This is a genomic window from Caballeronia sp. NCF2 (genome assembly GCF_023631205.1).
GTDB classification, from domain to species: Bacteria; Pseudomonadota; Gammaproteobacteria; order Burkholderiales; family Burkholderiaceae; genus Caballeronia; species Caballeronia zhejiangensis.
Genome location: NZ_JALQDN010000001.1, coordinates 298,318 through 315,000, shown reverse-complemented (window position 1 = coordinate 315,000; position 16,683 = coordinate 298,318). Strand labels below are relative to the sequence as shown.

Genomic DNA, 16,683 nt, shown 5'->3' with positions numbered 1-16,683 from the left:
CGACCGAAATCATGTACAAGCTAGTGCTCATCCGCCACGGCGAATCGACGTGGAACAAGGAAAACCGCTTCACCGGCTGGGTCGACGTCGACCTGACCGAGCAGGGCAACCGTGAGGCGCGCCAGGCAGGCGTGCTGCTGAAGGAGGCGGGCTACCAGTTCGACATCGCGTATACGTCGGTGTTGAAGCGCGCCATCCGCACGCTGTGGCACGTCCAGGACGAGATGGATCAGATGTATATACCGGTTGTGCATTCGTGGCGCCTGAACGAACGCCACTACGGCGCGCTCGCGGGCCTGAACAAAGCAGAAACCGCGAAGAAGTACGGCGACGATCAGGTGCTCGTCTGGCGCCGCAGCTACGACACGCCGCCGCCCGCGCTCGAACCGGGCGACGAGCGTGCGTCGTACAACGATCCGCGTTACGCGAAGGTGCCGCGCGAACAGTTGCCGCTCACCGAATGCCTGAAAGACACGGTCGCGCGCGTCCTGCCGATCTGGAACGAATCGATCGCACCCGCCATCAAGTCCGGCAAACAGGTCGTGATTTCGGCGCACGGCAACTCGATCCGCGCGCTGGTCAAGTATCTGGACAACATCTCCGATCAGGACATCGTCGGGCTGAACATCCCGAACGGCGTGCCGCTCGTGTACGAACTCGATGAAAACCTGAAGCCCATCCAGCACTACTATCTGGGCGATCCGGAAGCCATCGCGGCCGCGCAGGCCGCTGTCGCCAAGCAAGGCAAAGCGGGCTGATTCCGGCTGTCCGGCAGGTGTTTGGCCTGACGAGGGCGCCATAACGGGCGCCCTCGCCGCGTTCATGGCGCCCGGCTGACGAACCGCGAGCGGCATCGACAGGATCGCGTCGAAACGTGCGCGAGCCATCGCTTCAACGGATGAAAGCCTCAGGCATTTAAGTTGCGTTTAAGTCGCCAATCAAGGCGAGCGGGTATACTGGCCCGTCACCAACGATGCAGCCCATCCGATTCCGACCGCACTCTCTATGCGAAAGAACCTGAAAAACTTCGGCCTGGTAGCCGTTGGCGTTGCTGCCGGCGCACTCGCCACCCTGCAGATCTCCGCATCCGCACAGCAAGCTGCTTCCTCGCCTCTGCCGCTCGAACAATTGCGGCTTTTCGCCGAAGTTTTCGGTCAGATCAAGCACGAATACGTCGAACCGGTCGACGACAAGAAGCTCCTCACCGCCGCCATCAAGGGCATGGTGTCGAGCCTCGACCCGCACTCGTCCTATCTCGACAAGACCGATTACGAAGAGCTGCAGGAACAGACCAAGGGCCGATTCGCGGGCCTCGGCATCGAGATTTCTTCGGAAGACGGCCTCATCAAGGTCATTTCGCCGATCGAAGACACGCCAGCGTTTCGCGCCGGCATTCGTCCGGGCGACCTCATCACGCGCATCAACGACAAGCCGGTGCGCGGCATGACGCTGGATAAAGCCGTGAAGCAGATGCGCGGCGAGCCGGGCACGAAGGTCACGCTCACGATCTTCCGCAAGAGCGACGACCGCACGTTCCCGCTCACCGTGACGCGCGCCGTGATCCGCGTGCAGTCGGTGAAGATGAAGGTGCCGGAGCCGGGCTACGGCTACATCCGCATCACGAGCTTCCAGGAGCGCACGGTGCCGGATCTCGCGTCGAAGCTGCAGGATCTCGCGCGCCAGCAACCGAATCTGAAGGGCCTCGTGCTCGATCTGCGCAACAACGGCGGCGGCTTGCTGCAAAGCGCGGTCGGCGTCGCGGGCGCGTTCCTGCCGGATAACGCGGTCGTCGTGTCGACCAACGGCCAGATCGCGGATGCGAAGCAGACTTTCCGCGACACCTACGACAACTATCGCCTGCCGTCCTTCGATTCCGATCCGCTGAAGAGCGTGCCGGAAATCTTCAAGAAGGTGCCGATGGTCGTGCTGACCAACGCGTATTCGGCGTCGGCCTCCGAGATCGTCGCGGGTGCGCTGCAGGATCATCATCGCGCGCTGATCGTCGGCAAGACCACGTTCGGCAAGGGCTCGGTGCAGACCGTGCGTCCGATGACCGCCGACAGCGCCCTGCGCCTGACGACGGCCTATTACTACACGCCGAGCGGCAAGTCGATCCAGAATCAGGGCGTGCGCCCCGACGTGCCGGTCGATCAATACGCGGACGGCGATCCGGACGACGCGCTCGTCACGCGCGAAGTCGATTACTCGAACCACCTCGCGAACACGCAGGATCCGAACGAGAAGAAGGAACAGGAGCAGCGCGAGGCGGATCGTCTGGAGCAACTGCGCATTCTCGAAGAGCAGAACGACAAGAAGACGCCCGAGCAGCGCCGCAAGGACCGCGAGCGCAAGCCGGTCGAGTTCGGCAGCGCGGACGACTTCATGCTCCAGCAAGGTCTGAACAAGCTGGAAGGCAAGCAGGTCGTGGAGTCCAAGTCGTACAGCGAACGCAAGCTCGCGCAGAACAAGCCGGCACGTTCGGCGTCCGCTCCGGTGGTTGCACCGCCTGCGCTGCCGGCCACGCCGGGTTCCGCGCCGGCGTCGGGCGCGCAGCCGGCATCGGCGCCTACCGCGCAGCAGTCGAAGTAACTTTTCCGTAGTCCCCGCAAAGGCTTCGCAGCGTAACGTTGCGAAGCCTTTCTTCTTTTCGCGCTTAGAATGCTTCGTTCGAGCAAGCCGATTCTTTCCGCGATGAACGACGACCAACTCCTTCGCTATTCCCGCCACATCCTCGTCGATGAAATCGGCATCGAGGCGCAGCAGCGCTTTCTCGACGCGCACGCCGTCATCATCGGCGCGGGCGGACTCGGCGCGCCCGCGGCGATGTATCTCGCGGCGTCAGGTGTCGGAAAAATCACGCTCGTCGATGCCGATACTGTCGATCTCACGAATCTCCAGCGGCAGATCGTGCACATGACGCGATCGGTCGGAGCGCCCAAGGTGGAATCGGCACGCGAGACGTTGAGCGCGCTGAATCCGGACATCGACGTCATCGCGGTGAACGCGCGCGCCGACGCCGCGTGGCTCGACATCAACATGCCCGGTAAAACCGTGGTGCTCGATTGCAGTGACAACTTCGCGACGCGTCACGCGATCAACGCGGCCTGCGTCACGCATCGCGTGCCGCTCGTGTCGGGCGCGGCGCTGCGTTTCGACGGGCAGATCAGCACCTTCGACTTCCGCGCACCCGATTCGCCCTGCTACGCGTGCGTGTTCCCGCCGGATCAGCCGTTCGAGGAAGTCGCGTGTTCGACGATGGGCGTGTTCGCGCCGACGGTCGGCATCATCGGTGCGATGCAGGCGGCGGAGGCGCTGCGCGTGATCGGCGGTTTCGGCGAGACGCTCGCGGGCCGGCTGATGATGCTCGACTCGCTGCGCATGGAATGGAACACGATGCGAATCGCGCGGCAGCCGGATTGCGCTGTCTGCGGGCACACCGGAAACCGCGAAGCAGCGCGCTAAATCGGTCGCGTCTTACGCCGTCGACCGGACGGTCCGCTTAAGCTCATCGATTCTTCAATCGCAGGGCGGATCGTTCTTTGAGCGCCATCACTTCGCCGGCGAGCGCGCAACGCGGGCTCACGCAAAGCGCGTTCGCGCGGCCGTCGCTTCCGCGAATCACCCGCACACGGAGTTCCGCACGCCGTATCGCGTGATCAATTTCCACGCATGCATTGGTTGCTTCAACGACACGACGTGCGACTTCGACAACCGCGATTTTCTGTGGTGTCCGCGCAGGCGCGGCAAGCCAAGCCGCTTTCAATGCACTTCGGCGATCTCACCCGAGCAGGTCATCGCTCGGGTGGATCGACTGATTGCGGATCACGGCTTGGCCTAGACCTTCTGCAACGCCGTGAGCGCGGCCTGCAATTCAGCGGGTTCGTAGGCCGCAAGCACATCCGCGACCGGCTTTTCCAGCGCCTTCAGGTTCGAGCGCAGAATTTCCTGCTTCACGATCAGCAACTGGCTCGGATGCATCGAAAACTCGGTGAGCCCGAGGCCGAGCAACAGGCGCGTGACGGCGGGATCGCCCGCCATTTCCCCGCACACCGACACCGGCACGCCCGCGCGCTTCGCCTCGCGCAACGTGAACGCGATCAGGTTCAGCACCGCCGGATGCAGCGGATCGTAAAGATGCGCGACGCTGTTATCGGCGCGATCGATCGCGAGCGTGTACTGGATCAGATCGTTCGTGCCGATCGACAGAAAATCGAGCCGGCTCAGGAACAGCCGCACGGCGATGGCCGCCGCCGGAATCTCGATCATCGCGCCGACCTGAACCTGACGGTCGTACGCCGCGCCTTCGTCGTCGAGTTGACGCTTCGCCTCGCGGATCAGATCGAGCGTCTGGTCGATTTCCTGTGCGTGCGCGAGCATCGGAATGAGAATCTTGGTCGGCCCGAACGCCGACGCCCGCAGAATGGCGCGCAACTGCGTGATGAACATCTGCGGCTCGGACAGGCTCCAGCGGATCGCGCGCAAGCCCAGCGCGGGATTCGGCGCGGTTTCGTAGCCATCGCTTCCGGTCATGGAATCGAGCGGCTTGTCCGCGCCGACATCGATCGTGCGGATCGTCACCGGCTTGCCGTTCATCAACTCGACGGCGCGCTTGTATGCCTCGAACTGCTCCTCTTCCTCCGGCAACTGGTCCTTGTGATTCATGAAGAGGAATTCGGTGCGGAACAGGCCGACGCCCATCGCGCCCGCTTCGACGGCGACTTGCGCGTCTTCCGGCAACTCGATGTTCGCGCACAGTTCGATCTTCGTACCGCAGAGCGTCTGCGTCGGCGAGAACTTCAGGCGCTGGAGCTTGCGCTGTTCCAGCAGTTTCTCGCTCTGACGATACGAATACTCTTCGAGAACGATCGGCGCCGGATCGACGATCACGATGCCATGATCGCCGTCGACGATGATGAGATCGTTCTGGCGGATCAGCACGCTCGCCTGCTGCACGCCGACGGACGCCGGAATGCCGAGACTGCGCGCGACGATCGCCGTATGCGAGGTGCGGCCGCCGAGGTCGGTGACGAAGCCCTTGAACGCCTGCGTCTTGAACTGAAGCATGTCCGCCGGCGCGATATCGTGGGCGACGACGATCATTTCGTTGTGCCCGTTGCTGGCGGCCGTATGCACGACGAGCGACGCGGCCGTCGGCGCGCCGGCCAACGCTTTCAAAAGACGCTCGACGACCTGCTCGACATCCGCCTTGCGTTCGCGCAGATATTCGTCTTCGATCTCGTCGAAATAACCGCCGAGGATTTCCAGTTGCTCGGTGAGCGCCCACTCGACGTTGTAGCGGCGCGTGCGAATCAGGTCGATGGTTTCCTGCACGAGCATGGCGTCGTTCAGGATCATCGTATGGACGTTGATGAACGCGCCCATTTCGCTCGGCGCATCGGCGGAAAGGTCTTCGCGCAGCGCTTCGAGTTCGGCGAGGACGGCCGCCTGCGCCGCGTGGAATCGGGCGATTTCCGCGTCGATCTGATCCGGCTCGATCAGATAGTGGTCTACGTCGAGCGCCGCCGGCGCGATCAGATACGCGCGCCCAATGGCGATGCCGCGCGAGACGGGAATTCCATGCAGCGTGAAGGACACGCGCCCTCCTCTAGTTCTTTGAATGTCGCGGTCTGCCAGGCGCTCCCTCGACGGGCACAAACCGCGCGTCCATTATATGTTCGATCGTGCTCACAAGTCCCTGAACACCCGGTGACGACAGGGCCGGAACGGTTGCACGACGTTACGCGAAAGCGTGATGCGGATACGAAAAAGCCGCGTCGATGCGCGGCTTTTCACTGACGGACACTGCGGCGAAACGCTTACTGCCCTTCTCCGAATTTATCGGCGATGAGCGCGAGAATGGCTTGCATCGCTTCGGCTTCGTCCGCGCCTTCGGTTTCGATCGTCACCGTGCTGCCGATGCCCGCCGCCAGCATCATCACGCCCATGATGCTTTTCGCGTTGATCCGGCGCCCGTTGCGGCTCATCCAGATCTCGCATTGAAAATTGCCCGCCAGTTGTGTGAGCTTGGCCGAAGCGCGTGCGTGGAGCCCCAGCTTGTTCACGATTGTTGTTTCTTGTTGCAGCATGATGCTCCGAAGCGCTAGATGGATGAAATGAGCGGCGTCAGTGGCTGGCGGCCTTCGCGCTGATGAGATCGGCGCTCGCCGAGCATGCCGGATCGGGCGAGCCGGCGGCCTTCGTCGCGAGGGCGCAGGGGTTGAGCGGCGTGGACGAATCCAGTTCCTGGATGCCCTTCGAGCCGCCCTGAAGAATCTTTTCGGCGAGCGTGTCGAGCGGCGTCGCGCGGTAGCAGACGGCGCGCACGAGCATCGGCAGATTGCAGCCGGCGAGCACGCGCACATCGGTGTCGTGCAGGCTCGCCGCGATGTTCGCGGGCGTCGCGCCGAACACGTCGGTGAGCACGATCGCGCCGTTTTCTTCTTTCAGGCGATCGATTTCGGAGCGCGCGAACGCGCGAACTTCGACCGGATCGCAGTCGGGCATCACGTCGATGACGCCGATGCGCGCCGGCAAGCCACCGTAAATATGTGCGATGCACTCGCGTAGCGCGGTGGCGAAAGGTGCGTGCGCGATGATCAGAATGCCAGCCATGTCAGGAAATTGCCTCAGCGACAAATCAACGACGAAAAATCGGACAAATACGTCGGAGTTCGCTCGAAAGCGCGCGAGCGGCGCGGAACACAACTCTAAAGTGGATGCCGTTACAACGAAATCAACCGCCTTCCAGCTTCATTACCCCAAGCCTGCGCGTCGATGCTTAAGCGAACTTTAAGCGCACTTTTAGACGCGATCGCGCCCCAGAAACGCGGGCGCGGGAAAGTCAATTCTAACAGTCCCGCCGAGGTGAGTTTGGCGCGCTGTCCGCGCGCGTTTCGTTGGCCGGCAGACTCAGTGCGCCGCGCGCTCGAGCGCGTCGATAAACATGCCCGCAACGTCGAAGCCGGTCTGATCCATGATTTCGCGAAAGCACGTCGGACTCGTGACGTTGACTTCGGTGAGATAGTCGCCGATCGCATCCAGCCCGGCGAGCAGCAGGCCGCGCGCCTGCAGCACCGGCCCGAGCGTCTCGGCGATTTCGCGATCGCGCGCCGACAGCGGCTGCGCGCGCCCGAGCCCGCCCGCCGCAAGATTGCCGCGCACTTCGCTGCCCTGCGGAACGCGCGCCAGCGAATACGGCACCGGCTGACCGCCGATGACGAGAATGCGCTTGTCGCCATCCTTGATTTCGGGGATGAACTTCTGCGCCATCACCGTGCGCGCGCCGTCCTCGGACAACATCTCGACGATCGAGCCGAGATTCATCCCGTCCGCCTTCACGCGGAACACGCCCATGCCGCCCATGCCGTCGAGCGGCTTCAGGATCACGTCGCCGTGCTCGGCGTGGAAAGCGCGCAGGCGCGCGGCATCGCGCGTGACGAGCGTCGGCGTGACGAACTGCGGCCATTCCGCGATGGCGAGCTTCTCGGAATGATCGCGGATCGCCTGCGGCTTGTTGAAGATGCGCGCGCCGTTGCGCTCGGCGATCTCCAGCAGCCACGTCGCGTTCACGTATTCCAGATCGAACGGCGGATCCTTGCGCATCAGCACGGCGTCGAAATGCGTGAGCGGCAGATGCTCGGCCTGCTCGGCGGCATACCACGGCCAGCGGTCACTGTTGGCCTCGTCGCCGACGATCGCGATGCGCCGCGCGCTCGCCTCGACCTTCGTTCCGGTCCACGCGAGATGCTGCGGCTCGCACGCGTAGAGCACGTGGCCGCGCCGCGCGGCTTCGGCCATCATCGCGTAGGTCGTGTCCTTGTAGATCTTGAAGCGATCGAGCGGGTCGGCGATAAAGAGGATGTTCATGACGATTTGCTAGTTCGGTGCGCGGCCTGCGAGCTTACCGCAAGCCGCGAACTCACACCTGAATGGCTTCAGGATCGGTCTTTTCGAGCTCGACCGATGCCGCCAGCAGCGCCAGCCGCGCCACCACGCCGTACATGTAGAAGCGGTTCGGCGGCGCGGCGCCGGGCTTCGCGTGCGTGTCGGGCAACGCCGTGTGCTCGAAGCCGAGCGGCACGAAATGCATGCCCGGCGCGTTGAGGTTCTGATCGCGCTCGCGCGAATCGTGCACGCGGTAAAACCCGCCGACGACATACCGGTCGATCATGTACACGACCGGCTCCGCGACCGCATTTTCCACGCGCTCGAACGTATGCACGCCTTCCTGCACGATCACGTCGTGAACTTGCAGGCCTTCCTTGGCGTCGTTCATCTTCGTGCGTTCGCGCTTGGTCAGCGCGGCGACTTCGCTCGCGTCGTGGACGGTCATCACGCCCTTTCCGTACGTGCCGGCATCCGCCTTGATGACGACATACGGACGCTCGCTGATGCCGTACTCGCGATACTTCTTCGCGATCTTCTTGAGCACGCCGTCGATGGCTTCCGCGAGCGCTTGTTCGCCCGTGCGCGCTTCGTAATCGACGCCTTCCACATGCGCGAAGTACGGATTCACCATCCACGGATCGATCTCGACGAGCTTCGAGAACTTCTTAGCGACGTCGTCATAGCAGGAGAAATGGGTCGACTTGCGGCGCACCGCCCAGCCGGCGTGCAGCGGCGGCAGCAGATACTGCTCGTGCAGATTTTCCAGCACGGGCGGAATGCCGGCCGAAAGATCGTTGTTGAGCAGGATCGAGCAGGGATCGAAGTTCTTCAGGCCGAGGCGCCGCGGCGTGCGTTCGAGCGGCTCCAGCACGATTTTCTGGCCATCGGCGAGCGCGATGGTCACAGGACCGTGGATATTCTCGTCCAGCGTGCCGAAGCGGATGTTGAGCCCCGCTTGCCGCATGATGAGCGCGAGGCGCGCGACGTTCTCGAGATAGAACGCGTTGCGCGTATGGCGCTCGGGAATGACGAGCAGATTCTTCGCGTCCGGGCAGATTTTTTCGATGGACGCCATCGCTGCCTGCACCGCGAGCGGCAACACTTCCTGCGGCAGATTGTTGAAACCGCCGGGAAAGAGATTGGTGTCGACGGGCGCGAGCTTGAACCCCGCGTTGCGCAGATCGACGGAACAGTAGAACGGCGGCGTGTGCTCCTGCCATTCGAGCCGGAACCAGCGCTCGATGGCGGGCATGGCCTCGAGGATTTTCCGCTCGAGATCGAGCAGCGGGCCACTTAACGCCGTAACAAGGTGCGGAACCATGTATTACTCGCGGAAGAAGACAAAAGATTGTAGAGCAATTGCTTTGCCTAAATGGGTATCAACCGCCAATTGACAAGGTTTTGCGGCCCGCGCCGCGCCGCTTCCACGCACTTTTCCGCCTGTCGCTTCAATAGGTTTGGCCGCCGCCTTCGACGAAACCCGGACGGAAATGGCGCACCAAAAAAAATGCCCGCCATAAGGCGGGCGAAGTCGCTGCGCTCGTTCCTTGCTCGCAGCCTACGCGCTCTCGCGGCGCGCCGGTTGCGGCGTAAGACTTACTCGACGTGCTCGCCGTGCAGCGTGACGTCGAGACCTTCGCGTTCCTGTTCTTCCGTGACGCGCAGGCCCATGGTCATGTCGATGATCTTCAGCAAAACGAAGCTGACGACGCCGCTGTAGACGAGCGTGACGAGCACGCCCTTCGCCTGCACGAGCACGCTGCCGTCGAAGCCGCCGATGTCCTTCACCGCGAACACGCCCGTCAGCAGCGCGCCGATGATCCCGCCCACGCCGTGCACGCCGAACGCGTCGAGCGAGTCGTCGTAGTTGAACTTGTGCTTGAGCCACGTCGCCGACCAGAAGCAGACCACGCCCGCGACAATGCCGATCACGATCGCGCCCGTCACGCCGACGAAACCCGACGCCGGCGTCACGGCCACCAGACCCGCAACCGCGCCCGAGATGATGCCGAGCACCGACGGCTTGCCCTTCGTGATCCACTCCGCGAACATCCAGCCGAATGCGGCGAACGCGGTGGCGATCTGCGTCGTGAGCATCGCGAAACCGGCACGGCCGTCAGCCGCCACTGCCGAACCCGCGTTGAAGCCGAACCAGCCCACCCACAGCATCGATGCGCCGATCAGCGAGAGCACGAGGTTGTGCGGCGCCATCACTTCGCGGCCATAGCCGACGCGCTTGCCGAGCACGAGACAGCACATCAGACCCGCGATACCGGCGTTGATGTGAACCACCGTGCCGCCCGCGAAGTCGAGCACGCCAGCCGATGCGAGCCAGCCGGTAGGTTCCCAGACCATGTGCGCGATCGGCGAGTAGACGATCAGCGACCACAGCGCCATGAACACGAGCATCGCCGAGAACTTCATGCGATCCGCGAACGCGCCGGTAATGAGCGCCGGGGTGATGATCGCGAACGTCAACTGGAATGCGAAATAGACCGACTCGGGGATCGTCACGGCCAGATGGCTGACGGTAAGCGTCGTCGCCTTGTCGCCCTTGATGTAGGCCATGCCGTGCAGGAACACGCGCGAGAAGCCGCCGAGGAACGAGCCGCCCGGCGTGAACGCGATGCTGTAGCCGACGACCGTCCAGAGGATCGTCACGAGACAGCAGATCGCGAAGCTCTGCATGACCGTCGCGAGCACGTTCTTCTTGCGGACCATGCCCGCGTAGAAGAGCGCGAGGCCGGGAATCGTCATGAACAGCACGAGCGCCACGGAAGTCAGCATCCACGCGGTGTCGCCGGAGCTGATCTTCGACGAATCGACCATGACCGGCTCGGTCGGTGCGGCCGGCGCGGCATCGGACGCGGCGGATGCGCCGGACGCGGCTTCTGCCGCCGATGCCGCCTGAGCCGACGACGCCATCGCCGTGTTGGCGCTTTCGGGCGCGCTTGCAGCGGGTGCCGAGGCTGCGGCCGGAGCGGACGCATCCTGAGCGAGAGCGGTGCCGACATTCGCGCCGATCAGCGCGCCCGCCACCAACAGTGACATCAAAAAGTTACGCATTCTTCTGGTTCCTCTTATCGCCAATTTCTTGTTAGAGCGCGTCGGCGCCGGTCTCGCCGGTGCGGATGCGGATCACCTGTTCGATTGAGGTGACGAAGATCTTTCCGTCACCGATTTTTCCCGTGCGTGCGGCGCGTTCGACGGCTTCGATCGCCTGATCGACGATGTCGTCCGAGACGGCCGCCTCGATCTTCACTTTCGGCAGAAAGTCGACGACGTACTCCGCGCCCCGATACAGCTCGGTGTGCCCCTTCTGTCGGCCAAAGCCTTTCACCTCGGTCACGGTGATGCCCGAGACGCCGATGGCCGAGAGCGCTTCACGCGCTTCGTCCAGCTTGAACGGCTTGATGATTGCGGTAATGAGCTTCATGTATCCCTCGCTGTGGTGTGCTGATCCTTCGATGCCGTCCATTGAAGCGTGCAGAAAAGGTCGCGCCACTTATGCAACTCGTATGCCATGCGAGCATCCATGCGGCTTTGCGCGATTTCGCGAAACAATCGCACGAAGGGTCGGCCGAACGGCTAACGCGGGCCGCGCGTGCTGGCGTCGGGGTAGGTTCATTGCTAGAGTGGTCCAGAGGTCCCGCAAAAAGGGGCATGGGCGGACAACGCGAGCGCGCGGCGGCGCTAAAATCGCGGCGCCTCAAAGGTGCTTCGACGCGCGTTCGCGCATTCGGCGGCGCGCACCAATATCGAACATTCGATAATTCGGGGCACTGACCTAACAATGAATGCACTTTTTTTGTGCAAGAAGGGAGAAACGATGAAGCAGCCCAACGACGTTTTCAACGATTTGCAGCAGAAGATGAGCGATCTCTTCAAGAATTCGCCCGCGAAAGACGTCGAACGGAATATGAAGGCGATGCTCTCGCAGGGCTTTTCGAAGCTCGATCTCGTGACGCGCGAGGAATTCGACACGCAGACGCAAGTGCTCGTCCGCACGCGCGCTCGTCTCGAAGAACTCGAAAAGCGCGTCGCGCAGCTGGAGCAGCGTCTCGCGGGCGGAAACACGGCCGCGCAAGACTGAGGCGCCAGCACTGCCTATCGCGTACCTCGGCTAGCGAGCCGTGAGTTTCTAGTTTTATTGCCGGCGCGGTCCATGCGCCGTTTCAGGTGAAATCATGTCGCTTGCCGTGGTACGCAGCCGCGCGCCCGCTCCTGGGCGCGCGCCCGAAGTCGTCGTCGAAGTCCATCTCGCCAACGGGTTGCCGTCGTTTTCCATCGTCGGTCTGCCCGATCTCGAAGTCCGCGAAAGCCGCGAGCGCGTGCGCGCCGCGCTGCAGAACTGCGGCTTCGATTTCCCCGTCCGCAGAATCACCGTCAATCTCGCACCCGCCGATCTTCCGAAGGAAAGCGGCCGCTTCGATCTGCCGATCGCGCTCGGCATTCTGGCCGCGAGCGGACAGATTCCGGCCGCAGCGCTCGAACATCGCGAGTTCGCGGGCGAGCTTTCGCTGACCGGCGCGCTGCGTCCGATGCGCGGCGCGTTCGCAATGGTCTGCGGCGCGGCGCGCCACTATGCATCGATGCGCGATGCAGCCCCGCCAATCCCCGAAATCTACGTGCCGCTCGCAAGCGCGGCGGAAGCGGCGCTCGTGCCGGGCATCGAGGTCTTCGGCGCGGCGGACTTGCCCACGCTCTGCGCGCATCTGAACGATGTCCCCGACGCCCGTCTGCGACCCGTGCAAGCCGCTCCGCTTCCCTCGACAGCCGCGCCGTCCGCGGATCTCGCCGATGTCATCGGCCATCCCGCCGCCCGCCGCGCGCTCGAAGTGGCGGCTGCGGGCGGTCATCATCTGCTGATGGTCGGTCCGCCCGGCGCGGGCAAGTCGATGCTCGCCGCGCGCCTGGCCGGCCTGCTCCCGCCGATGAACGACGACGAAGCGCTCACCTCCGCCGCGATCCTTTCGGCGAGTTCGCTCGGCTTTACGCCCGAGCAGTGGCGGCGACGGCCGTTCCGCGCGCCGCATCATTCGGCGAGCGCGGCGGCGCTCGTCGGCGGGCGCAATCCGCCGCAGCCGGGCGAGATCACGCTCGCGCATCTCGGCGTCCTGTTTCTCGACGAGCTGCCCGAATTCGACCGAAAAGTGCTGGAAACCCTGCGTGAGCCGCTCGAAGTCGGCCAGATCACGATTTCGCGCGCCGCACAGCAGGCGGAATTTCCGGCGGCCTGCCAGCTCGTCGCCGCGATGAATCCATGTCCGTGCGGCTGGCGCGGCGACCCGAGCGCGCGCTGCCGCTGCTCGCCCGATGTCGCCGCGCGTTATCTGCGCAAGCTGTCGGGTCCGCTGATGGATCGCATCGACATTCAGATCGAGTTGCCGGCGCTCTCGCCCGCGGAACTGTCGGCGCGCGGCACCGAGCGCGGCGAGTCGAGCGCCGTCGTCGCGGCGCGGGTCGCGGCGGCCCGCGACATACAGACGCAGCGTCAGGGCAAGATCAACCGCGATCTCGACGGCCGCGAAGCCGACGCCGTCTGCCGCCCCGATTCCGCCGGCGAAGCCTTGCTGCGCGCTGCGGGCGAGCGCTTCGGCTGGTCCGCGCGCGCGTACTACCGCGTGCTGAAGGTCGTGCGGACGATCGCGGATCTCGCCGGCGCCGATATGCCCGACGCGTCCCATGTCGCGGAAGCCGTTCAGTACCGCCGGGCGCTGTCGATCGCCTGAAGCCAGCGCGGACGCGGGGTGGTCCGCGCGATGCTAAGCGGAAAATTACTTGTCAAGACTTGACTTATGCACACTGAAGCGATCCGGGGCGGTCCTTCGTCTGATCAAACCCCGGTTTTGGCCACATTTCACAGACCATTGATTTTATTGAATTATTTAACTTGCCGCGAACGAAGGCAAACTAACGTAAACCGCGTGAGTCGGGCTTTTGAGCGCTACCACACACTGTTTTCCACAAAGTTATCCACAGACATTGTGGATAGCGCAAAAAGTCCATATGAATCCGAGAATTAGCGCGTAAACTTCTGAAGGAACTTCGGCTATTTCCGACACACTAAGACACTTCTTAAGTTAGTGCCTGCAGAATTCGAGGCCTTCCTCTAAAACAGTTTGAACGACGAAAAGAACTGCTCGGCCTGCTCGGTCGGCGTCGTCTTGTCTGACACGATCGCCAGTTGATAGACGTGCGCGCCGCGCGCCACGAAGCGCGCGTGAATCGTCCGCGACTCGCGCTTCTCCCCGCCTTCGCCCTTCACCTCGATCTCGCTGCCCAACACGCGTCCGCCCGCCGCGAGGTCGATCTGCGTCGCACGCGCCTCGGGCTTCGCATTCACGTTGCGCGCGAGACCTTGCTGGAGGAAATCGAGTGTCGCGCGCTGCAATTGCGGATCGGCGCTCGGCAGCACGACCGTGCCGACGGCGAACACGGCGTCGCCGGCTTCTGCGGTCTGCATGTGCATCGTCATCGACCGGCCTGCGATGTCGATCTTGCGCTCCTCGGAACGCGGCTTCGCGGGCAGCGTCACTTCGTAGCCGTCGTCGTTGTTCGTCACGGTGCGCCAGTCGTATGAGGGCGTGCACGCGAGCAATGCGCCGCATGTGACAGTTGCGCACATCAGCTTGTTGGCGGAAGCAATATTCGGAAGAAAGCGCGCGGCCGCGCGCCGCAAACGGACAGGAAACACGGGGAAAACTCGTTTCATGAGGAATCGCTGCGTGAAAACCATCATTATCGCGCTGCGATGCCGGGCTTATCGGCGCGTCACGAACGCATCCCGAAATTGGCGCTAAAATACGCAGCAGTCTCCGTTCCGTTCGCCGGAGCGCCATCCGAGGTTCCCATGTCCCAAGCCACGCAAGAAACATCCACGCGCGCGAAGAGTCCGCTGCGTTACATCGTGATGGCGCTCGTCGCGGGCGTGATCGCCTGCACCGGGTATTTCGCCTTCGGCGGCCAGCAGAAAGTGCCGGACGCGACCTTCACGCTGCTTTCGGGACAGAAGATTTCGACGTCGGGCGATCTGAAGGGCAAGGTCTATCTCGTCAATTTTTGGGCGACGAGCTGCGAGACATGCATGAAGGAAATGCCGCAGATGATCGACACGTACAACAAATTCAAGGGCCGCGGCCTGGAGTTCGTCGCGGTCGCGATGAACTACGACGCGCCGATGTACGTCAACAACTACGCGCAGACGCGCAAGTTGCCGTTCAAGGTCGCGATGGACGACGGCAGCGCTGCCAAGCAGTTCGGCAACGTGCAACTGACGCCGACGACCTTCGTCATCGACAAGAACGGGAAGATTTTGAAGCGCTATGTCGGCGAGCCGACGTTCGCGGAACTGGATCAACTGCTCGACAAGGCGCTCGGTTCGGCCTGAACGCCTTTACGCGAAACACGCAGCCCGCTGGCGACAACCAGCGGGCTTTTTTATCGCTCGGACGAATCGCCTTTCACGACGATTCCGTATCGCTTGATCTTCTCGTACAGCGTCGCCTTGCCGAGCTGCAGCCGATCAGCCGCCACCGCGACCGCGCCGCCGCACTGCTCCAGCGCCTGCCCGATCACCGCGCGCTCGAACTGCTCGGTGCGTTCCTTGAGCGATTGCGTCGATGTGTCGAGCGCCGCCGCCGCACCGCTGTCGTCGAGAATGCCGAGCACCATGCGATCCGCCGCGTTGCGCAACTCGCGCACGTTGCCCGGCCAGTCGCGCTGCATCAGTTCGGCGCGCTGACGATCCGTGATGAGCGGCGCGGGCCGCTCGTAGCGCACGGCCGCATCGAGCAGAAAATGCTCGAAGAGCGGCACGATATCTTCGCGCCGCTCGTTGAGCGGCGGCAGCGTGATCGTCACCACGTTCAGCCGATACAGCAAGTCGCGTCGGAACGTGCCATCGGCGACGAGTTCGTTCATGTCGCCCTTCGCCGCCGCGACGACGCGCAGATTCGCGCGCACCGGCTGATTCGAGCCGAGCCGCTCCAGCACGCCGTCCTGCAATACGCGCAGCAGTTTCACTTGCAATGACAGCGGCATGCTCTCGATTTCATCGAGAAAGAGCGTGCCGCCCGACGCGTGTTCCAGCTTGCCGATACGCCGCTTCTGCGCGCCCGTAAACGCGCCGGCCTCGTAGCCGAACATCTCCGATTCGAACATCTGCTCCGGCAGCGCGCCGCAATTCACCGCGATGAACGGCTTGTCGCGACGCGGCGACATGTCGTGCAGGCTGCGCGCGATGAGTTCCTTGCCCGCGCCCGTATCGCCGTTGATGAGCACGGAGGCATCCGTCGGCGCGATGTTCGCGATCAGCCGGCGCACCTGCTCGATCGCGAGACTGCGCCCGATGATGCGGCTCTGCCCCGCGCCCGCCAGCTCGCGCCGCAGCGCCTGATTCTCGAGCACGAGCGTGCGGCGCTCCAGCGCGCGGCGCACCGCTTCGATCAGGCGCTCGGACGCGAACGGCTTTTCGATGAAGTCGTAGGCGCCGTCGCGCATCGCCTGCACGGCCATGGAGATGTCGCCGTGGCCGGTGACGAGAATGACCGGCACTTCGGGCGCACGCTCGCGGCATTGCGCGAGCAGATCGAGGCCGCTCGCGCCGGGCAAGCGGATATCGCTCACGATCACGCCGGGGAAACTCGCGTCGATCGCGCGCGCGGCGGATTCGACGCTGCCGTGCCCGATCACGTCGAAGCCCGCGAGTTGCAGGCTCTGCACGCTCGCGCGGCGCACGAGTTCGTCGTCCTCGATGAAGATCACCTGCAAACCGGTGGTCATGTGTTGCTCCAA

The 16,683-nt window shown here is 63.6% G+C and carries 15 protein-coding genes; 6 read left to right on the top strand and 9 right to left on the bottom strand.

Going from position 1 to position 16,683, the window contains the following annotated elements; genetic code table 11:
- Positions 1-11: 11 nt before the first annotated feature.
- The 3 genes from gpmA to NCS02_RS01500 all read left to right on the top strand — a co-directional run bounded on the left by gpmA (position 12) and on the right by NCS02_RS01500 (position 3,462).
- A complete protein-coding gene (gpmA, locus tag NCS02_RS01510) occupies positions 12-758 on the top strand; it encodes a 2,3-diphosphoglycerate-dependent phosphoglycerate mutase (RefSeq protein ID WP_008351782.1) in 747 nt (248 codons plus the stop codon).
- 247 nt (positions 759-1,005) lie between these two features.
- A complete protein-coding gene (locus NCS02_RS01505; RefSeq protein WP_008351783.1) occupies positions 1,006-2,589 on the top strand; it encodes a S41 family peptidase in 1,584 nt (527 codons plus the stop codon).
- A gap of 102 nt (positions 2,590-2,691) precedes the next feature.
- Positions 2,692-3,462, top strand: coding sequence for a HesA/MoeB/ThiF family protein (locus tag NCS02_RS01500; protein ID WP_250519285.1), 771 nt, complete (start codon positions 2,692-2,694; stop codon positions 3,460-3,462).
- Positions 3,463-3,834: 372 nt separating this feature from the next.
- On the opposite strand, the gene ptsP is transcribed toward NCS02_RS01500, so the two are convergent.
- The 7 genes from ptsP to NCS02_RS01465 form a co-directional block, all read right to left on the bottom strand.
- Positions 3,835-5,595, bottom strand: coding sequence for a phosphoenolpyruvate--protein phosphotransferase (gene ptsP / locus NCS02_RS01495; RefSeq protein ID WP_250522864.1), 1,761 nt, complete (start codon positions 5,593-5,595; stop codon positions 3,835-3,837).
- A 221-nt stretch (positions 5,596-5,816) separates the two neighbouring features.
- Complete coding sequence (locus tag NCS02_RS01490; protein WP_008351787.1) at positions 5,817-6,086, bottom strand: HPr family phosphocarrier protein; 270 nt, start codon at positions 6,084-6,086, stop codon at positions 5,817-5,819.
- A gap of 37 nt (positions 6,087-6,123) precedes the next feature.
- Positions 6,124-6,612, bottom strand: a complete 489-nt coding sequence (locus NCS02_RS01485) for a PTS sugar transporter subunit IIA (protein WP_008351788.1) — start codon at positions 6,610-6,612, stop codon at positions 6,124-6,126.
- 297 nt (positions 6,613-6,909) lie between these two features.
- Complete coding sequence (gene gshB / locus NCS02_RS01480; RefSeq protein WP_008351790.1) at positions 6,910-7,866, bottom strand: glutathione synthase; 957 nt, start codon at positions 7,864-7,866, stop codon at positions 6,910-6,912.
- A gap of 52 nt (positions 7,867-7,918) precedes the next feature.
- A complete protein-coding gene (gshA, locus tag NCS02_RS01475) occupies positions 7,919-9,208 on the bottom strand; it encodes a glutamate--cysteine ligase (protein WP_033536547.1) in 1,290 nt (429 codons plus the stop codon).
- A 275-nt stretch (positions 9,209-9,483) separates the two neighbouring features.
- A complete protein-coding gene (locus NCS02_RS01470; protein ID WP_008351793.1) occupies positions 9,484-10,953 on the bottom strand; it encodes an ammonium transporter in 1,470 nt (489 codons plus the stop codon).
- 31 nt (positions 10,954-10,984) lie between these two features.
- Complete coding sequence (locus tag NCS02_RS01465) at positions 10,985-11,323, bottom strand: P-II family nitrogen regulator (protein WP_008351794.1); 339 nt, start codon at positions 11,321-11,323, stop codon at positions 10,985-10,987.
- Positions 11,324-11,716: 393 nt separating this feature from the next.
- Between NCS02_RS01465 and NCS02_RS01460 the strand changes: the two genes are divergently transcribed.
- Together NCS02_RS01460 and NCS02_RS01455 are read left to right on the top strand one after the other, a co-directional pair.
- The gene (locus tag NCS02_RS01460) at positions 11,717-11,980 is read left to right on the top strand and encodes an accessory factor UbiK family protein (RefSeq protein WP_008351796.1); all 264 of its coding nucleotides are present in this window, start codon (positions 11,717-11,719) and stop codon (positions 11,978-11,980) included.
- Between the two features lie 94 nt (positions 11,981-12,074).
- A complete protein-coding gene (locus NCS02_RS01455; protein WP_175979755.1) occupies positions 12,075-13,619 on the top strand; it encodes a YifB family Mg chelatase-like AAA ATPase in 1,545 nt (514 codons plus the stop codon).
- A 380-nt stretch (positions 13,620-13,999) separates the two neighbouring features.
- Here NCS02_RS01455 and NCS02_RS01450 read toward each other — a convergent pair whose 3' ends face one another.
- Positions 14,000-14,602: a hypothetical protein gene (locus NCS02_RS01450; protein WP_250519282.1), complete on the bottom strand. Its 603-nt coding sequence runs from the start codon at positions 14,600-14,602 to the stop codon at positions 14,000-14,002.
- A 138-nt stretch (positions 14,603-14,740) separates the two neighbouring features.
- Here NCS02_RS01450 and NCS02_RS01445 point away from each other — a divergent pair, with 138 nt between their 5' ends.
- Positions 14,741-15,277: a peroxiredoxin family protein gene (locus tag NCS02_RS01445; protein WP_008351800.1), complete on the top strand. Its 537-nt coding sequence runs from the start codon at positions 14,741-14,743 to the stop codon at positions 15,275-15,277.
- A gap of 50 nt (positions 15,278-15,327) precedes the next feature.
- Here NCS02_RS01445 and NCS02_RS01440 read toward each other — a convergent pair whose 3' ends face one another.
- Positions 15,328-16,671, bottom strand: a complete 1,344-nt coding sequence (locus NCS02_RS01440; RefSeq protein ID WP_008351801.1) for a sigma-54-dependent transcriptional regulator — start codon at positions 16,669-16,671, stop codon at positions 15,328-15,330.
- Between the last annotated feature and the right edge of the window lie 12 nt (positions 16,672-16,683).

Excerpts from the sequence above, each read along its gene's own strand:
- gpmA (WP_008351782.1), top strand. The coding sequence starts at position 12 with ATGTACAAGCTAGTGCTCATCCGCCACGGCGAATCGACGTGGAACAAG.
- NCS02_RS01505 (WP_008351783.1), top strand. The coding sequence starts at position 1,006 with ATGCGAAAGAACCTGAAAAACTTCGGCCTGGTAGCCGTTGGCGTTGCT.
- NCS02_RS01500 (WP_250519285.1), top strand. The coding sequence starts at position 2,692 with ATGAACGACGACCAACTCCTTCGCTATTCCCGCCACATCCTCGTCGAT.
- NCS02_RS01490 (WP_008351787.1), bottom strand. The coding sequence starts at position 6,086 with ATGCTGCAACAAGAAACAACAATCGTGAACAAGCTGGGGCTCCACGCA.
- NCS02_RS01485 (WP_008351788.1), bottom strand. The coding sequence starts at position 6,612 with ATGGCTGGCATTCTGATCATCGCGCACGCACCTTTCGCCACCGCGCTA.
- gshB (WP_008351790.1), bottom strand. The coding sequence starts at position 7,866 with ATGAACATCCTCTTTATCGCCGACCCGCTCGATCGCTTCAAGATCTAC.
- gshA (WP_033536547.1), bottom strand. The coding sequence starts at position 9,208 with ATGGTTCCGCACCTTGTTACGGCGTTAAGTGGCCCGCTGCTCGATCTC.
- NCS02_RS01470 (WP_008351793.1), bottom strand. The coding sequence starts at position 10,953 with ATGCGTAACTTTTTGATGTCACTGTTGGTGGCGGGCGCGCTGATCGGC.
- NCS02_RS01465 (WP_008351794.1), bottom strand. The coding sequence starts at position 11,323 with ATGAAGCTCATTACCGCAATCATCAAGCCGTTCAAGCTGGACGAAGCG.
- NCS02_RS01460 (WP_008351796.1), top strand. The coding sequence starts at position 11,717 with ATGAAGCAGCCCAACGACGTTTTCAACGATTTGCAGCAGAAGATGAGC.
- NCS02_RS01455 (WP_175979755.1), top strand. The coding sequence starts at position 12,075 with ATGTCGCTTGCCGTGGTACGCAGCCGCGCGCCCGCTCCTGGGCGCGCG.
- NCS02_RS01450 (WP_250519282.1), bottom strand. The coding sequence starts at position 14,602 with ATGAAACGAGTTTTCCCCGTGTTTCCTGTCCGTTTGCGGCGCGCGGCC.
- NCS02_RS01445 (WP_008351800.1), top strand. The coding sequence starts at position 14,741 with ATGTCCCAAGCCACGCAAGAAACATCCACGCGCGCGAAGAGTCCGCTG.
- NCS02_RS01440 (WP_008351801.1), bottom strand. The coding sequence starts at position 16,671 with ATGACCACCGGTTTGCAGGTGATCTTCATCGAGGACGACGAACTCGTG.